Annotated in this window: 16 protein-coding genes and 2 pseudogenes; 1 reads left to right on the top strand and 17 read right to left on the bottom strand. The window is 38.2% G+C overall.

Annotated elements, in window-relative coordinates:
• Nucleotides 1–112: 112 nt before the first annotated feature.
• The 16 genes and pseudogenes from ABN099_RS17810 to ABN099_RS17735 form a co-directional block, all read right to left on the bottom strand.
• Nucleotides 113–292, bottom strand: a pseudogene (locus tag ABN099_RS17810) (ArsR/SmtB family transcription factor); the annotation flags it as partial.
• A gap of 263 nt (nt 293–555) precedes the next feature.
• On the bottom strand, nt 556–1,974 hold the full coding sequence (locus tag ABN099_RS17805; RefSeq protein ID WP_149055508.1) for a hypothetical protein: 1,419 nt from the start codon (nt 1,972–1,974) through the stop codon (nt 556–558).
• On the bottom strand, nt 1,971–3,821 hold the full coding sequence (locus ABN099_RS17800; protein ID WP_135017157.1) for a hypothetical protein: 1,851 nt from the start codon (nt 3,819–3,821) through the stop codon (nt 1,971–1,973). Before ABN099_RS17800 ends, ABN099_RS17805 begins: the two co-directional genes overlap by 4 nt.
• A complete protein-coding gene (locus tag ABN099_RS17795; protein WP_135017158.1) occupies nt 3,821–5,350 on the bottom strand; it encodes a tyrosine-type recombinase/integrase in 1,530 nt (509 codons plus the stop codon). The genes ABN099_RS17800 and ABN099_RS17795 overlap by 1 nt, the downstream gene beginning before the upstream one ends.
• Before the next feature lie 100 nt (nt 5,351–5,450).
• A pseudogene (locus ABN099_RS17790) lies at nt 5,451–5,549 on the bottom strand (hypothetical protein); the annotation flags it as partial.
• The gene (gene umuD / locus ABN099_RS17785) at nt 5,549–5,965 is read right to left on the bottom strand and encodes a translesion error-prone DNA polymerase V autoproteolytic subunit (protein ID WP_135017159.1); all 417 of its coding nucleotides are present in this window, start codon (nt 5,963–5,965) and stop codon (nt 5,549–5,551) included. The pseudogene ABN099_RS17790 and the gene umuD, both read right to left, overlap by 1 nt.
• A 141-nt stretch (nt 5,966–6,106) precedes the next feature.
• A complete protein-coding gene (locus tag ABN099_RS17780) occupies nt 6,107–6,463 on the bottom strand; it encodes a hypothetical protein (RefSeq protein WP_135017160.1) in 357 nt (118 codons plus the stop codon).
• A gap of 16 nt (nt 6,464–6,479) precedes the next feature.
• Nucleotides 6,480–6,905 carry a hypothetical protein gene (locus ABN099_RS17775; RefSeq protein ID WP_135017161.1) on the bottom strand — a complete coding sequence of 142 codons (426 nt, stop codon included), beginning with the start codon at nt 6,903–6,905 and terminating at the stop codon, nt 6,480–6,482.
• Entirely contained in the window at nt 6,902–7,198 is a 297-nt protein-coding gene (locus tag ABN099_RS17770; RefSeq protein WP_135017162.1) for a hypothetical protein, read from the bottom strand. The genes ABN099_RS17775 and ABN099_RS17770 overlap by 4 nt, the downstream gene beginning before the upstream one ends.
• Complete coding sequence (locus tag ABN099_RS17765; protein WP_210840173.1) at nt 7,195–8,028, bottom strand: DNA replication terminus site-binding protein; 834 nt, start codon at nt 8,026–8,028, stop codon at nt 7,195–7,197. The genes ABN099_RS17770 and ABN099_RS17765 overlap by 4 nt, the downstream gene beginning before the upstream one ends.
• A 261-nt stretch (nt 8,029–8,289) precedes the next feature.
• Entirely contained in the window at nt 8,290–8,517 is a 228-nt protein-coding gene (locus ABN099_RS17760) for a hypothetical protein (protein ID WP_071547973.1), read from the bottom strand.
• A gap of 2 nt (nt 8,518–8,519) precedes the next feature.
• Complete coding sequence (locus ABN099_RS17755) at nt 8,520–9,359, bottom strand: replication initiation protein (protein WP_135017164.1); 840 nt, start codon at nt 9,357–9,359, stop codon at nt 8,520–8,522.
• Nucleotides 9,360–10,689: 1,330 nt separating this feature from the next.
• Nucleotides 10,690–11,181, bottom strand: a complete 492-nt coding sequence (locus ABN099_RS17750; RefSeq protein ID WP_023159976.1) for a hypothetical protein — start codon at nt 11,179–11,181, stop codon at nt 10,690–10,692.
• A gap of 10 nt (nt 11,182–11,191) precedes the next feature.
• Nucleotides 11,192–11,572: a plasmid partitioning/stability family protein gene (locus ABN099_RS17745; RefSeq protein ID WP_072070758.1), complete on the bottom strand. Its 381-nt coding sequence runs from the start codon at nt 11,570–11,572 to the stop codon at nt 11,192–11,194.
• A gap of 4 nt (nt 11,573–11,576) precedes the next feature.
• Nucleotides 11,577–12,536, bottom strand: coding sequence for a plasmid segregation protein ParM domain-containing protein (gene parM, locus ABN099_RS17740; RefSeq protein ID WP_135017171.1), 960 nt, complete (start codon nt 12,534–12,536; stop codon nt 11,577–11,579).
• A 296-nt stretch (nt 12,537–12,832) separates the two neighbouring features.
• Complete coding sequence (locus ABN099_RS17735) at nt 12,833–13,645, bottom strand: DUF4942 domain-containing protein (RefSeq protein WP_048609135.1); 813 nt, start codon at nt 13,643–13,645, stop codon at nt 12,833–12,835.
• A 323-nt stretch (nt 13,646–13,968) separates the two neighbouring features.
• Between ABN099_RS17735 and ABN099_RS17730 the strand changes: the two genes are divergently transcribed.
• Nucleotides 13,969–14,388: a hypothetical protein gene (locus ABN099_RS17730; protein ID WP_071547978.1), complete on the top strand. Its 420-nt coding sequence runs from the start codon at nt 13,969–13,971 to the stop codon at nt 14,386–14,388.
• A 366-nt stretch (nt 14,389–14,754) separates the two neighbouring features.
• On the opposite strand, the gene ABN099_RS17725 is transcribed toward ABN099_RS17730, so the two are convergent.
• The gene (locus ABN099_RS17725; RefSeq protein WP_135017170.1) at nt 14,755–15,213 is read right to left on the bottom strand and encodes a hypothetical protein; all 459 of its coding nucleotides are present in this window, start codon (nt 15,211–15,213) and stop codon (nt 14,755–14,757) included.
• Nucleotides 15,214–15,399: the final 186 nt, after the last annotated feature.

The following is a 15,399-nucleotide window of genomic DNA, read 5'->3' as shown; positions in this document are numbered from 1 at the left end:
CCACAGAATGATGTCACGCTGAAAATGCCGGCCTTTGAATGGGTTCATGTGCAGCTCCATCAGCAAAAGGGGATGATAAGTTTATCACCACCGACTATTTGCAACAGTGCCGTCCAGCGGATATCAGCGCTGAAAGATGATGGCTGAGCGTGGAGGCAGGAATCTCAAGGTGCTTCTGCAGTTCGCCAACCGGCAGGCCTTCATGACCCGCCCTGACCAGCTCCCGGTATATGCTGAGACGTGTCGGGTGGCCCAGTTCTCGAAGTGCGTTTGCAGCAGTGTTTAAATCCATAATACCTCCTTTATCTATATTTCCAGAATAATAGAAATATAGCCTGCGTCAATCGTTTCTGCCGTGAGGGTACCGCTTTCCCAATCATGCTCTGTCCGCCAGGTTATGGGGGGCAGAGCCAGAGCACTACCGAAATCCTTGCGAATACCCGTGCAGGGAATAATTTCCGCCCCCTTTATGGCCGGAAAAAAAACTGATAAACGTCGCCTTTTCAGAAGGTTGCTTTCTTAACGTGGTTTTTCGCATGGTTGGACCTCAGACCCCTATTCGGACATGTTTATATTTCTGTGTTTATATTGAAACTTGATTGTTGACGTTGTTCCAAATCCATAACGCTTAAAGAATACTGCGAATGTTCGTCTAAAGTCATGAGCACTGATCTTAGGTAAGAATTGACCTTCTTTGAGTTCTCCGTGCCATGAAGGGTTAAGGGTATTGAATGAATCAACATCTTCTTTTGTTGCTTTAATATTTAGTTGTTCCAAATAAGACTTGAGGTTTTTTGAGCGTGCAGCCGTTGAGCTGTAGTTGGTCTTTTTAGAGCCTCCTAGTGTTACTGGCAGAAATACAGACTCTAGCACCCGTAAGGTTTTTTTGTACTCATCTAAATTGATCTTTTGTTCAGTGTATTGCTTGTTCACATCATCTATGTAGGTTGTGCGAAGATATGCTGTGCAGTCATAGGCTAACTCAAGTGCATCTTTAGATATGCGGTGTGTTTGCCATACTTCTTTTTTAGGAATACCATTGACTGTTTTAGTAGTTTCACCTTTCAAAAAGCATATGTTATCGCCGTGTTCTCCTTCCCTTTCTTCGTAACTATCTTTAGTAAAGCTATTTAACTCTCCAACTCTTACACCGCTAAATGCCAGTAAAACTATCGCACAGGGAGTCAGAATATTAGAAATGTTTGTGCCGTCACGAGTAAGCTTAAAATCAGGAATGTTATGACCTATCTTCCGAATTCTATTACGAGTCCTGTCGTTTATCTGGCCTAGAGAAGACGATCTGTCTTTTCGATTTTTTTCTTCGTCGTATATAGTCTGAATTCGGTTCATAAGAGCCGATATTTCATGACGATGGGGGTGCAGTGACTCTACTGTTGAGATAGCATCATTAAGTATTTGTTGGTAGATATTCGTTGGAATTGCAATGTATTGCTTGGTTGGCTTTATACTTTGTATGTTTAAGCTTTTTATCGTTACAATCCTATGGCACAGGTTCAGGCTATTTAGCAGACCAAAAGTGGTTACTACATTGTTGATTAGTGTTTGAGAAAGGCTCCTTTTAATTGCTAGCTCACTGAAAGATTTCTTGAATTGCTTGAATATTCTGTCGTCTGATAGAAGGTTCCAGTTACACTCGCCAAGGCTTTGAACAATATATTTCAGCCCATTCTTCCAGTGTTGAAGTTGTCCGATAGTTGGATGCGTTTTGTTCTTTTGTTTATATTCATCCATGATGTATGCGAGTGTGGACTGAATGTACTTTCGGTATTTCATGTCAATCCGTGAAAAAGAGATATCTGTTAGACCACCAACGCCTACTTGAATAGCGCCGCTAAACTTCCACTTTTTATCAAAAATGTAGCTTTCAACACTGCCATCACTGTAACTACTTACTGGTATGTTTTCGTCATAATCTGGTACTGAAGCTAAATTATGTTTTAATACTGAGATCATGAAAACACCTCATGCAGATCATTTAGACTGTAGATATTCGAATACAAGGGGTGTGATGTTTGTTTTTGTAGCTCATAGGCTTGCTTATAATTTTCTGGAGATTTATCTCTAAATCCTCCTAGAATAGTTTCAATGGTGTTTAATAGTGTATTCATTTTCTTAGGTGGCATTGAGTTAATTGCAGGTGTTACTTCAAGCTCTTGTAATGTTTCCTTGAATGACATCATTAGCCATATATCTGTTACATCAGAGACCAATGAATGGTGCTCACACTCAAAGCAATCAAGAAAGCTGGTGCAAGCTTCTTCATCAGAATTCATTTCAACTCCGATACGCTCTAGCATTTTATTTATGGTTTTTACAGCACCTTGTTTATTATCATTACAACGTATCCCTGTAGGGGTTCTTGCTTCATGAGACCTGTTAGAGCCCTCTCTCAGTGCTTCATACTCATAATGATCAAGAATGTTTGAATGTTTGTATTTAGCCTCTTCAACTGCGGTGTTGATATCAACGCCTTTAGCGTTGGAAAATTTAGCATCCATTGCCGCATTTAATTTTTTTTCGTGCTCTCCAGATGTCCCATGTAAATACTGTGATGAAACAACTTTAATGCTGTTGTTTGCCGACATTGCAACAAGATAAACAGACTCTGTTGCTTGAAACAGAGTGTCCATTTTGGTTTTTCTGAGTATTGAAGGGGTTATTTTAGGGAAGTCCAGTCTGGTCAATAGTTTGTTGATGCTTGCATGGGGGGAACTACCTATTTCAGAGTAAAGCTTTATCTGACCATCTTTACTATAGTAGGGGAAGAGAGGGCTGTTGCTATCACCATTTGCCATGCTTTTAGCTACATTTAACCAGCTTTCAATGAAGTCCTTTGCGTGTTTACTGAAACCAAGTGCGTTATCTTGCTCTTGGTGTTGAGCTCTACCTTTCACGGAATCCAGAATGTACTTTCCACCCTGCACCTCTTTGAAATTAACGTCTGAAATTTTCATCTTAGCTAAAGGCGTTGTATTCATTCCCGTAAACAAATAGCACAGCATCATTGCTATTTTTGTGATGGGGTTGTTTTTATGCCCTGAGCTGGGTTGTACTGCTCTTGAAAACGCAGCAAAATGGGCAACTCTGTCACTGCCTTTTATCCCTTTTTTTTGGGCTATTAGTTCTAGCAATTCTTTATCATAAAGCGGATGTTTTTCAGGCATTGTGCCAGCATTATAGTGTTCTAAAAGCTTAAAGTACGAGTTAAACAACCTTTTTGTGATCGGTTTTAATTCTCTCTCAATATCAAGACTTTTGTGGGGTGTCGTGTGTCCTGAAACATTTGATATTTTAGGAAGTCTTTTGGTATCCTGCGTCCTATTTAATTGCTTTAAAAGCCATGAAATATTTGTTCTGTGCCTCCCCCAGACAGGTCGAGAAAGTAATCCCTTACTGTTTTGCCTCCCACACCATGTCATGAATCCATCAATTAGTTCCCAGTGAAACATGGCTTTATCGATTAATTCAGTGTCGTTACTATCATCCACCCACCTAACGTATTTTATTAGCGTTTCATATCTAGAGGCTGTGGTAGAGGTGACGTTCTCACTTAGCAAAGAGTATATTTGACGCACAAAACTGCTTCGTTTCATGTCAGTGAACTGACTAGTTTCAACCTTTCTGAAACCTCGAAACAATACTGGACAGGATTTAAAAGCAAACCTTTCAAAACGAAGAATACTGCCGTTTACACATATAACCATATCGGCTAAATGTAAGGTTTTAACTTCGGCCTTGCCTTTTATTAAGTTTTTACCTGGAAGTAGATATTTTCTCTTTCTGGTATTATGTTTTGGCATTATTGGCTCTCCATACCACTTATATCAGCATCTTCAAATGCACCTATAAATTCAAGGATATCTTCATAAATTTCATCGCCTGTAGGTTCGTCTTGAGCGATTTTAAGGTATATTAACGTTACGGACTCTTCACCGTGCCCAAGGCACTCACTCACTAAAGCAAGTGCTTTGTCAGGAGTTACACGCCTCAAAAGGAGCCTAAAAAGTGATACCGCAAATGTAGCTCTAAGATTGTGTATAGTTGCTGTTAGGTTAAACCCAGACAATATATTTACAGTGGCTCTAATTTCATTCCATCTGGCGTTGGCCTCGGGAAGTTTAGTGAAAAGTGGGACACCAGTTTGGCTAATGAATAAATACTCTTTTGTATCATCTACTCCATCCTCCCCATCAAAGTATCCTAGTTCGCCTTTTTGACGCTTAAGTTCACAATGTTCTTTGAATTTCGAGATACGCTTCTTATATCTATCACTTCTAGTGTATTCGTACAAAAGGTGCATAATTCGGGTGGGGATGATTGTTTGCCTAGATTTATTACCTGATCCAGCGGTTTTTGTTAATGAGCCGTATTGACCGCCAACACCAAGCTTCATTGCTTTCTTATCTTCATCAGGCTTTGCCACTTGACCTTTGTGAAGGCTAGCCACTTCTTCCTTTCTAAGCCCTGTGTATCGTGCGACAAGAAAGAACAGGCAATATTCAATTGATAAGTTGGAAGTAGTTGTTTCACCAGCAACTTTTTTGATAACTCGACGTGTATTGGTGAGAATATCCTCTACGGCAAGCCATTCTTTATTTGTTAGGGGTTTTAAATCTCGTCTAGCTGATGATAGTGCGCCACCGTCATTACGTTTAGATTTTCCTAAATTCAACCGCAGATCTGTTGTGTGTATATCTTTACTCAAGTAGGCACCGATGCTTGTACTGCCTCCCTGATATTGTATAGAAACAACCTCGTGCTCAAAGGGAGGATTGTTAAACTTGTAGCCATTTCTGATGTGGAAAGAGTAAAACTTAACTACAGCACCCATATATGCAATTGCTGTAGTTCTGGCTATCGCATGGTTTGGGGTGTCAGGCTCAAGTACAGCCTTTATTAGAGCCTCTCGGTATTGGTACGTAGCTTTATCACTTTTTCTAAATGGGAATTTATCCCAGCTAGGTCTAGGCAGATCAATAAATTCTTCGTAAAGGTCTTCGTCGTATTCAGAGTCCCACAAGCGCTGTAATTCTAATAAGAATGAAAAGTAGTGAACTAAGCCTTTACTGTATTGTTCTGACTCTTGCTTATTGTCATTTAGGTGGTGTGCTAGTAAAAAGCGATTAACTTGTTCCATTGGTTCGTATGAGACTATATCGCCATTAGTGTTTCTACCAACCAAATTCAACAAAACAACCTTTTTAATATGCTTAGGTTGTTGTCGAGAGTATTTAATAGATAGTTCACCATTTTCATCAGGCGTAATTAGAGGGGTTCTATACGTGAATGGTTTTATTTCTGTTGTTTTGATCTCGTATACGATTGCCATGTGGTGATATCCAATTCATTCAGTCTGTAAACACAATAGTGGACATTCTCACATTGTCAAACGTGTATAGTTAGAGAGTGGAAGTAAAAGTGTATGGGTGATTGTTTGATAAAACAATAACCGGCTTATTGGCAATATCAGGGCGAAAAATCCGCTCACAACTGGCGTAGAAACTGTTTACATCAACTAAGGCAAACATTATCTCGCCTTGTGGATAATGTAAGTCACAGTGCCGAATATACTCAATTCTTCACCCTCACTGATGTATATCGGTGAGTAGTTGCTGTTCATGGGTATAAGGGCAATAACAGGGCTGGTTTGTAGTCGTTTTATCGTAAACTCTCCATCGAGAGAAGCAATGACGATATCTCCGTGTTTTGCATCAATCGAACTATCTACTATGACGATATCTCCATCTAGAATTTGTGCGTCCATCATAGAAGTACCTGATACTCGTAAAAAGTATGTGCCTGATGGGTGCTTGATCAGTAAAGTGTTTAAATCAATACGGTCCTCTAAGTAATCACTCGCCGGTGACGGGAAACCGGCTTGTACTAGATCCGCGAAATAAGGAAGCGGAAGTGTTTTCTCAACGTTGCATATGGTTAATTTCATACCCTGCCCAATACTGTACAAATAAACAGTATTGTGTTCTTAAAATAAGAAAATATCAAGCTAGTGGTTTAGGTACGTAACTTCAGCTATGTAGAATCATTCTAACCTTCAGAACCACACTCGGCATAATCACCACCAGCATCACGCTTCTTTTACGTCCACCCCTTCAATTTGACCACCTTCAGCAACTATTTCCATCAGTGCGCAGTAACGTTGGTATCCATCCAAAACAGCCAGTTTAGGGAGCCCATCAACAATGACGACTGAAACCGATAGTGGTGAAACCTTTTCGCCATGTGTATAGGAATGTTTTAGACACGCTATTTTACTTTCATCTTTAAAGTGATTGTTAGGGGTCATAATATGCAGCAGTGCTAGATCTACGCTATAGATATCACCGGTCACAACTGGCGGGGTTACAAATATTTCAGTAAGGGCATACAAACGTAATTCTTTAAGGATGTAGTTTTCTTTGGTACGTGGGTAGGCTAATTTCATAATTATTTCTCTGTGATTAATAGTATAGATTTTGGCAGTCAGGATGTTTGTCTAAACCGTTAAATTTTATCAGGAACGGCAAATAATTTTGGTTCTTCAGATATGCTTTTGCTTTAAGCGCGAGATAGTAACTCTCAATCCCCTCTACCAATACAAACAAAGCAGTAACAGACTCATACCCTATCCCATATGCATAGTTTTTACAGTCAGGCAATATATCGTCACTGTGGCAATGTATTGCGGAATGAGGCTCACCGGTCAAAGTATTGATGATAATAGGCAGGGGGTTTTCGAGTAGTTCAAGCAGATCCGATGGTGACAGTTCATTAATGAATGTTTCATCACCTGCACTAATTTTATCAAACGCCGGTTTCGCAGGAACTCCTGAATGGGCTATAAATTCAGAGGCTATGTGCTGTAACAACGCTGTGTTGTTCATCATTTTTTATAGGTCCTCCCATACTGTTTGAAATATTCATTGAGCTCTTTGTCTCGCTCATACGTAGCCGCATCTGCCGCTTGTCTGGCTTCATCAACCTGCTTTCTTTGTAGTTCTTCAGCCAGCTTCAGATAAGATTGAATATTCTCTTGGTTTGGTTCATTTGTTACGAGTTCAAACGCAGCTCTTTCACGTTCTTCCAATGAGCCGCACCCCATCAACGAAAACATGGCAACTGAAGCACAAAAGTAAAAACGAGCTGTTGAGAATTCCCGTTGTGTTTTTTTCTTCATCATTTTTCCAACTTAATTATCTGTTGCCCCCTAAACACGCCAAGGAGAGTCGTTTTGTGTTTGTCAGAACGCTCCTGTCTGTCTGCTTCAGTAGTAAACAATGGCAGGGGACTTACTTTAAAATCCTTATCCTGCACTATCAAAAACGGCACAGGAGCGTTTATGCAGCGTTTTTTCCCACTGGCAAAGGTTAGGTTGCAGATCGGCTGCGGCGTAACGCTACGCTTTATTCTGAGCCTATTAGCAGGGCACTCTTGGATTTTATCCATTAAGTCCTGTAACTCAGCGTTGCCTTTTGCTATGTCTGCTATGAGCTGATAAAGCTTAACAGGGTCTGTTTTCTGCATGAGTCCTTTTAAGCCCCACGTATATGATGCATGAGTGATCACATCGTCAGAGTTAAATACAGGAATGTTCCGGTACAAATGCAGTGTCATTACGTTGCTCAGATGTTTACGCAAAATGGTGAAGCGCTCAGATTTTGGCAGTGCGACAATCGTGCTTCTGATATTGTTTTTTACGGTATTAATTTTGATTAGATGATCAGCAAGTTCCATAGCCTCAGTTGATAACTGTACATATCCGGCTGTTCGCCTCGCAAACTTTTGTGAGTACAGCGGAGAAATGTATAAGTCCTGCCAACATGAGATAACCGATGTATAGGCATGAGGACCCCAATTCACAACCGGCTCAATGCATTTACCGATATCATCACAACCATTTTCTACCGGTGGAATGACACAGGTAAGGGCTGAAATTACCTTTGTATCTCGAAAAAGAGAGTCAAGCTGGTGGAGGTACTTCAGCAATGAACCAATATAGCTATCAAGCATCACATGAAACTCCTGTTCATAGAAAGAAAGTATCATAACCAAATATGCCAACATACAAATAAGCGTTCAACAAATACAGGAGCGAAACTTAGACATCTGCGCCCCTGACTCGCGCTTTTTTCTCTCTTTTTCTCTTTTTTTCTCCCCCTTTTCTCTAGGCGCGGCTATTCAAGGTGGAACGCCCATGTAACTACACCATCTTTTGTATGTTGGCATATTTCATTGCGACTTTTACAAAATGAAATATGACCGATCATGCTATTATTCTTGTTCTCTGGATTTCTTCAAAAATTTTTTAAAACTGCTATCACTGACCATCAAGCCGTAAGCCGGTAAAGCATCCATAATCGCATTCCAAGACATGCCTGATGATTTCATTTCAAATAAATCATCCTGAATATGGTTCAACATAGCATTTTTTTTATAATTCGGGTTCTGCAAACTGAACTGAGTAATTTTTTCTTGTAATCGTTTATTTTTATACATCATTACTATAATAAACCTATCTGCTTTTCGAGCTCGTCCAGTTCCTTATCGGTAGGCATAGAACTACCCACTTTTTCATTGTGAATAACATAGGATATGCGTAACACAGAAGCCTTGCGTCCTTTACGTGACTCAATCGCAATTGAAACATCCTTGATATTCGTTTGTTCACCCAAACTAACCGCCAGCCGCTTTAAAAACTGACCAAAATACTTATAGCTTTGATAGAGATATTCCTTATTGCCTTTCTTATCTATATTGAACAGCCACATTTCGTCCTTAAGTTCGTCAACTCCAATTGTGAAAGACGTTTTATATTCGGCAATAGTATTACGTTTAGAGTACCGTTTCATAATTAGCTGATATAGATTTGCCAAACTAGCATCCGATAATCTAGCTACATAAAAAAGGTTTTGTGTCGTGAATTTTTTTGATAATTCAAAGAAATAGGGAAATACCCTACGGTTAAAGAATATTTTGCAGTAGCCTTCGTCAAAGTAATATGTAGCACTCGTTGTAATGTTTGTTTTTGAAGCTCGTTTAAAACCTTCCTCACTTAGATCTTCATATATGTGAGAGCTCAACAGAGTATCTACGGCGAGTGGAAGGGATTTATACGCAGTTGAAAGGTCCACGTCACAAATTTCAGCATACTCCTTAGCTTTAACCTCAAAGCATATTTCATCTTCATCAACAGATTCTCTAGGATCAGATATCTGAGCGAGAATAAGAAACAGCACTCTTTTCGCCGGTATAGGTAAGCTGGCGAGAGAAAGATTGAAATCATCAGAATGACGAACATTAGTATAAAGTGTTAAGTTACTGATTTGCTTCTTTTTCATCATAAAAGACTCAATTCCAACATGATAGGTATATATTCTAAAGGTTGTTTTGTCTAAAAGCAAAGTGACCTTTAAAGTAATACGTAGCTGGTGGAGTATTGAACACCAGACGAAAATAGCCTTAACGTTGTGATAATAAATACATAAAGTATGTTACCTCTCACATTAGCAATACTTCCATGACGGCTTATTGCCAAGTCAGTTAACGAAATTTCCATATGACAAACTGCATATGTCACGACCTTTCGTTAACATACTGATAAACAGTAAGTTAATGAAGTCCACCATACTACTCTATACTGCATCAACGACGACCTTTTACCTTAAACAGAAAAGTAACTTTTTTTTATGATCATACTGCACCAATGACGACCTTTAGCATAACCGATTGATATATAAGGATTATATATACATGCTTACACCATTCTATACTGCATTAGCGACGACCTTTAGCCACCAGCAGAAAAATACCTTTTTTTATGACCGTACTGCATCAACGGCGACCTTTAGTGTAACAATATGATATATAAGGATTTATTTTAAGCATTTACACCGTTATATACTGCACAAGTGGCGACCTTTAGCCTTTAATAGAAAAGTACCTTTTTTTATGACTATACTGCACCAACGGCGACCTTTTGTATAACATGTTGATATATATGGATTAAATTATGATAGAAGTATATATTTATACTGCATCAGCGGCGACCTTTAGCCACCAGCAGAAAAATACCTTTTTATTGATTAACTGCATCAACGGCGACCTTTTGCAGCAAATCAAAAATATACTTTTTCGGTAGTGGAATATTACAAAACATTTAAGAAAATCGTACTTATCCACAACAAAATTAGAAAATAAACTAATATTAATTAATAGGATAGGATTTTTTTGATTAAATAACGAGCCTTGGTTAATAATTAACCGCACATACTTTACAAGTGACGACCTTTCACTGCATCAACGGCGACCTTTCACTGCATCAACGGCGACCTTTCACTGCATCAAGGGCGACCTTTTACTGCATCAGCGACGACCTTTCACTGCATCAGCGACGACCTTTAATATCGTAACTAAATGATTAGTATGAATATATCCCCATATCTAAGGTTTTAATGTTTTAAGATCTAAAAAGAAAGAAAAGATCTTAATATGCTAAGATGTGCTTCACTGTGGACAATTTTCTTATGCTTTCTAACGCACTCGCTTTGCTCGTTTGTTCAACAGCGACACCGACACGAAAACAAGTTTTCATGTCTCTCGCTGTTCAGAGCTAAAAATGTAAATTCATTTATGATTGAAAAAAAAGCCCAAACAAATGTTTAGGCTTCTCAGTTAATGAGTGTCGTTCAAATACAGACTTTTTAGCGTTACAACAGTACATGCATAACTTATTTTTAACGCTGCGGATAGCTGCTGTACGATGAACACAGCAAGTTCCAAACGTTGGTATTGATCTATACCGTGTTCTAGCGTCTGTCCTGCTTCAGAGATCAAGAAAATCATTCCTGACTTGCCATTATCAAAGACAGACAACCCTTTGTTTCTATGACCCCCATGATATCGGGCATCTAGATTATCAATATACTTCTTTGATAGAAGAACTAATGCAGTGAGTTGAGTCAATTCTTTTAAGGATAACTGAATAGTCATTTTCTGTTCCCATCTTGCAGTTCCATCCTTTTCAAGAGGTGCTATCTCGATGTTAAGGGTAGGAACGCCAGATCTGGAAACTACCTTTTGAAAGTTAAGACAGGAACGTTTCTTTTCGTGTTTCTGCCAATCGGCGAAGAACTTTAAAGTCTCACCATACACTTGTTCGGACATACACCACCCATCAATCTGGTAATGAACCTTTCAAATTCTGTGCTGCCTGACTTGGGGGCTCCTTCTCTATTTTTACTTTATCAGTCAGTAACGCCCGTTTTGCCTGACTCAAATTTACTTTATTGTGAGCATGAGTGCCGTCACTATCAACAGTTAGAAAGGAATCTAACATTACTTTGAAGGTATCAGCCTTTGTCCTGTCTGATAGAATTGAAGCCAGCAAAGAAGGCAATCTATCATCAATTTCCCCTAATGCGATCCCTGCCAGTAACGCTGTACGTACTGCTTCAGTTTGAACCGGCGATTCTTCAATCTTTTTAATTGCGAATTTATCAGCCTCGCTGAGTTCGGGACGAAGATACAAAATTATCTTTTTACGCTCTTGTTTCATAACGTTATCCTAATAATTTCAGACCCCGAACCAAAGCAAACTGAGGTTCTTCAGCCACGTAGAAACGTTCTGGTTGGATTGCTATTTTCTTTCTGATTGCATCAGCGGAAAGCGCAGCTCCACCACCAATAACCATGACATGTGTATAGCCCTTAAAGGTGCTGATCGCATCGAGCACTCGGGTATTGAGTCGTTCAATACTGCTGTTCATGGCATCTTTTACCATCTGAATATCATCAACGCTGTTGATGTTATCTAACAGATAGTTTTCATCGTGCCGGTTAATAATGAGTTGATCTGCGTTATAGCTGGATGTTTCTGTTGAAGCGTTCGCCAGAGCTCTTTTGACTTCGTTAGTCACCAACGATACGCCAAGCGTAGGATCACCAAAAATGCGTGATACAGACGTCATTTGACCTGAAACCATTGAGATATCAGTTGTGGTGCCTCCAATATCAATAATCAGTACAGAATGATTGGGTCTTAATTCATCACACAATGATATGCCCGCAGGAATCGACTCAGGACGAACGGTTACTTTTTTGATTTTGAAAGGTTCATTTCGGCTTACTTTAACTTCGCGCATTAAGTTATCTTTTTTGCGTTGGATGTTATCCATTCGATATTGCGCATCCTGATCGTAAAATTCTGCCAATGGTAGAGTGACAACGATTTCAACCTCTTGGGGAGGTAAACCGCTAATCTGAAGTGCATGTTGCACTGCAACTGCGTTTAGAGGGCTATACTGCCAAGCTACGTTGTTAGTTGGCAAATTGTCAGGATCAATAATATCGAATGAATACTTCTCGTTATCAACGGTATAGTTGAATGGTTTGCCAGTACCAAAAGCCGTACCCCAACCGCGTTTGAAGCTGTTAGGACTAATTTTAATTACTTCACCTTCCTGATCCTGTTCCCACAGCATTTTTATGTTAGTAGAACCATCATCTATATAAATACGCATTTGAAGCCTCTAATTGTTAATGTGATGCATCTGAGATTTATTTGATGCGATATTGAGTATGTTTGTAATTTTAACAGTGGAACTTGAGTGTCGCAAGAGGTTGATGTGAGATTAATTTGAGAAATATCAGGGTGTAAAAATCATAATGAAAATGAAAATATATCATTTAGATGTTGGTGTGATGCGTAACTGAGGTTTATATGTGGCTTGTACTGTGTGGTGTTACTGTGTGAGGATTAATTGAGGTATATCTGATGTGTGTAGATATACCTCGATACCTTGACTGTGAATGTGTTTCACAAAGGCGGCAATGCTGAGGGGAAAAGTTTTGCGATCAAATCATTAGTATTGTTTATCAAACTTTCACTTTTAAATAATAGATGCATTGTGCCTTTTTTGTACCACTTAACGAAGAAAAATTCAGTTTCAAAATTTTTATTATTAGTTTGCACATTATCAGATATATATAGCCCAACACTATTTTGAAATTCGTGAATAGGTTTTTGTTCAAGAAGGCAAAATATTCTAACTAAGTCATTAACTGTATCAGTCTTATTAAACCTTGTTGAATACTTACCTACTGTAATGGCATTATCTATTATTATTTTTTTTCCAAGACAGCGGGGATTGTTGCTTTTGTAATCCCATGAAACTGATTGCAATACATCCATTAATCCATTCTTGAATGAATCAGCGCGATTAACACTTAAACTTGTAAAAGTGCATGATGCATTTTCGAGGTTAAACACCGGAGATTTCATATTGTAAAGATCGTATTGTAATTTCTCTATTTGTTTATTGCTCATGATTGTTTTGATACCAGATTTATCAATAAACATTTGCCATATCTTTCTGTCTAACCAAAGTTCAAACCGTGTTCTGTCATCATCATCATTAGTATTTCTAGGATATTGTAAATCAATTAAATCGTCCTCTATGCATTGGTGAGGAAAATGATTATTGGTATTGGGGATTGTTTTTATTATTTCGATTGCCTCTGCTGCTTTAGAGAGTGATTCTTTATATAGGCTAATAGCATGTTCTCGGATCGCAATTACTCTGTCTATCTCAATTGATTCGATGATATTAGTATTGGTATTAAGGTTCATTAATAAAATCCAATTAAATTTTTTATATGAAATACGTTATGCGAGAAAAAAATAGAAGTAATACCATATCAAGCAAATACCAATAAATATATATATTTGTCAAAATGGAAACTTCATTGTTTAATTAAAAATGAATTATTATGGTTTAATTTAATCCTGTTAATTTGGTAATCAATTATATAATGAATTGTTGTATTTAAATAAGTAATGGTATTGTATTTATCATTTTTACAAATATATTGCTTTCAGCTTTATACGAATATAGTATTAATTCACAAATCTAATTAATTACACAGCTAATAATAATTAAACGAGGATGAGTCATGAATACCTATAATGTATCGTATAAAGTTAACCTTAATAACAATAACTATGTGCTGGCTTCATTTGATGTACAGGCAAAGTCAGAAAAGGAAGCGCGTAAAATAATAAGTAAGTCGAATATAGGCGTTGAGGAATATACTGTTACTGAGAAAGACTTTTTCTCAGTAACGTGGTGTGCTGAAGATATTCATACAAGTATTGTTTCCGGTTGGGATAGTGAAACAGAATTAGATGAATTTAATAAAACTGATCTTGATGTTTTCTATTTTAATTTAAATGATGATGATAAAAAGGAATTTTGTTTAGATGTTTTGGAGTCACTTAAAAATAACCATGATTGTAATTATGGTATTAATTGGGATGTAATCAAAATATCAGCAGATTCAAGTATGGATATATGGAAAAGATTAATTAATTAAGTTTCAATATTAAATTACAGAAAAATAGTCAGAGCTTATTGTGTCTGGCTATCTTCACCAAAGGGAAAGCCTCTACTTATTCGTAAAATACTGCACAAAATGGCTGAAAAAAGTGAATGGATGCAAGTAGTGGCTTTTAATATCATATATGCTTCGTCTAAGCGATTCTGAGCCACTCTAGCCTGTATGTCAGTGCTTACCCACGATGATATGTGGAAATCCTCTCAAAATCGCCCCTACGCTGTTTTTAAAGACAGGGAAAGGATCGCCTACGGCTCACAGTACCCCCTAAAAGATCGCCTACGGCTCACAGTACCCCCTAAAAGATCGCCTACGGCTCACAGTAAACCAAAAAAAACATAAAATTCAGCTAGTAACACCGATAGCCGTTTTTCTTGTGCCCTTTTTCAAATGTGTAATTCTCATTTTCAATGACTTAGTAATATTTTTGGTTTGCTTAATGTCAGCCCTGATAATTTTAAACTTATCCTCGTATTTTTGAATAAGCTGGCGTACTTCATCAGACCGAATTGAAAAATAGCGTATGTCAAAATCGCCATTACCTGTGGTTGGAGCATTGCGCATAGAGCCAATTTTTTTAGTTGCCTTGTTCATCACAACCATTCCCCATCGAATCCGTACTGAGCCCCTGTCGTTATGAATTACTGGCAGGTATGGGGAGAATAACTCTTTGTTATTTATTTCTTGCATAAACTGTTGGATCAGATTTACCGCATTATCAGCGCATACAGTTATGGCTTCCTCACAGTCAGCAAGGATTGCTTCCAGCTTTAGCAATAACGCATCTTCATATGATACTGACATGAATTTCAGCACTCCAGAAAAGGTTCAGAAAAAGTTATTTTAACATAAACTAATTATACCGTAACTACCCTATTGGTGACTTAATAGCCCGATTACATTAAGTCGTAACTACCGTTTTGGTGACTTAATATCTGAGATACATTAAGTCACCAAAACCCCCTTGGTGACTTAATGTTTTTTGAAAAT

This window comes from Proteus hauseri (assembly GCF_040139125.1).
GTDB lineage: Bacteria > Pseudomonadota > Gammaproteobacteria > Enterobacterales > Enterobacteriaceae > Proteus > Proteus hauseri_B.
Note: the sequence above shows the minus strand (reverse complement) of the source record. Positions and strands in the feature narration are given on the sequence as shown.